Source organism: Streptomyces calidiresistens (assembly GCF_014141525.1).
Taxonomy (GTDB): domain Bacteria; phylum Actinomycetota; class Actinomycetes; order Streptomycetales; family Streptomycetaceae; genus Streptomyces; species Streptomyces calidiresistens.
Genome location: NZ_VKHS01000957.1, coordinates 1 through 1,845, shown reverse-complemented (window position 1 = coordinate 1,845; position 1,845 = coordinate 1). Strand labels below are relative to the sequence as shown.

The 1,845-nt window shown below is 78.3% G+C and carries 2 protein-coding genes; both read left to right on the top strand.

The genetic code is table 11. The annotated features are described in order from the left end of the window. Positions 1 to 1,052, top strand: a 1,052-nt coding sequence (locus FOE67_RS24525; protein ID WP_228474249.1) for an amidohydrolase family protein, incomplete at its 5' end; no start/stop codon positions are given. Between the two features lie 62 nt (positions 1,053 to 1,114). Beyond that, positions 1,115 to 1,786 (top strand): NAD(P)H-binding protein, encoded by a 672-nt coding sequence (locus FOE67_RS24520; protein WP_182667008.1) that lies wholly within the window; start codon positions 1,115 to 1,117, stop codon positions 1,784 to 1,786. The last annotated feature ends 59 nt before the right edge of the window (positions 1,787 to 1,845 follow it).

Below are 1,845 nucleotides of genomic sequence, written 5' to 3'. Positions count from 1 at the left end.
CCCACGCACCGGACACCGCCGTCCCCGCCCCTCCCCCGGGCCGGGGCGGGAACTCCGTGCTCCGCCGCGTCACCGAGGCCGCCCTGCACCACCTCTCCCACGGCGCCACCGCGCAGCGCGGACACATCCGCGTCGGGGACCCCGCCGGGCTCCACGCCCTCGACGCCGCCCTGCGCGCCGCCCGCTCCCTGACCGGCCTCACCGACCTGCGGACGACCGCCGACGCCGGGCCCCTCACCGGCCGGGCCGCGGCGGACGGCCGCGCCCTGCTCCGGGACGCCGTCGCCATGGGGGCCGCCGCCCTCGGCGGCCTGCCCGACGCGGACCCCGACCCCGCGGGCTGCCTCGACCTCCTGATCGCCGCCGCCGACGACCACGGCCTCCCCCTCGACCTGCACACCGACGCCGGGGACCCCATCCTCCTCGACCGACTCGCGGCCGCCGTCACCGGACACCGGCCGGGGGTGGTCATCGGCCCGTGCACCGGGCTCGGCCGCCTGGCCCCCGAGGCGCTCGCCCGCACCGCCGACCGCCTGGCCCTCGCGGGTGTCACCGTCGCCCTGCTGCCCCAGGGACCGTGCGCGCCCCTGCGGACCGGACCCGGCGGCGCGCGGGGCCGCGCCGGGGGCGACACGTCCCGCACGCCACCGGACACCGCCCCCCTGGCCCGGATCCTGCGCACGGCCGGGGTCCGGGTGATCGCCGGCGGCGGAGCCCTGCGCGACGCCGCCAACCCGGTGGGACGTGGCGACCCGCTGGAAGCCGCCTGCCAACTCGTCTCCCGGGGCGGGGAGGACCCCGTCCACGCCTACCACGCCGTCTCCGACCGGGCCCGCGCCGCCCTGGGACTGCCCCCGGTGCGGATCGAGGCGGGGTTCCCCGCCGAGCTGCTGGCCGTGCGCGGCACCTGCCTCCCGGACGTCCTCTCCCTGGCCTACAGCCGGCTGGTCATCCACCGGGGGCGGATCGTCTCGCGGACCAGCGCCGTGCGCGAGTACTGCGACATCGGGGACGGAGCCGCGACCGAACTCCCGCGCCAGTCCACCGGTTGAGCCACGGGCCGGCCGGCGCGGCGGGCCCCTCCCCACCCCCCTCCCGGCGTACCGTCGGGACCATGCGCATCGTCATCGCCGGAGGCCACGGACAGATCGCCCGCCGACTGGAACGGCTGCTCGCCGAACGCGGCGACCGGCCCGTGGGCCTCATCCGCAATCCCGATCACGCCGCCGATCTGGAGGAGATCGGCGCCGAACCGGTCGTCTGTGACCTGGAGCACGCCGGTCTCGCCGAGGTGGCCGAGCACCTGCGCGGCGCCACGGCGGCGGTCTTCGCCGCCGGCGCGGGGCCGGGCAGCGGCGTCGAGCGCAAGGAGACCGTGGACCGGGCCGCCGCCGTCCTCTTCGCCGACGCCGCCGAACTCGCCGGTGTCCGCCGGATGATCGTCGTCTCCTCCATGGGCACCGACCGCGAGCCGCCCGCCGACACCGAACCGGTCTTCGCCGCCTACCTGCGGGCCAAGGCCGCCGCCGACGCCGAGATCCGCTCCCGGGCCGGTCTGGACTGGACGATCCTGCGCCCCGGCAGGTTGACCGACGACCCCGGCACGGGTCGGGTGCACCTGGCCGCGCACACCGGACGCTCGGCGATCACCCGGGACGACGTCGCCACCGTGCTCCTGGGCCTGTTGGACGAACCGCGCACCGCGGGTCTGACCCTGGAACTGGTCAACGGCGACGTGCCCGTGGTCGAGGCGATCCGCTCCCTGACGGGCACCAGCGCCTCCTGAGGCCGGGGCCCGGGGCGCGCCGGGACACCGGGGTCACCCCCCGGGCCCCGGCCTCAGGA

Coding starts and splice junctions, on each gene's coding strand:
- FOE67_RS24520 (WP_182667008.1), top strand. CDS start 1,115: ATGCGCATCGTCATCGCCGGAGGCCACGGACAGATCGCCCGCCGACTG.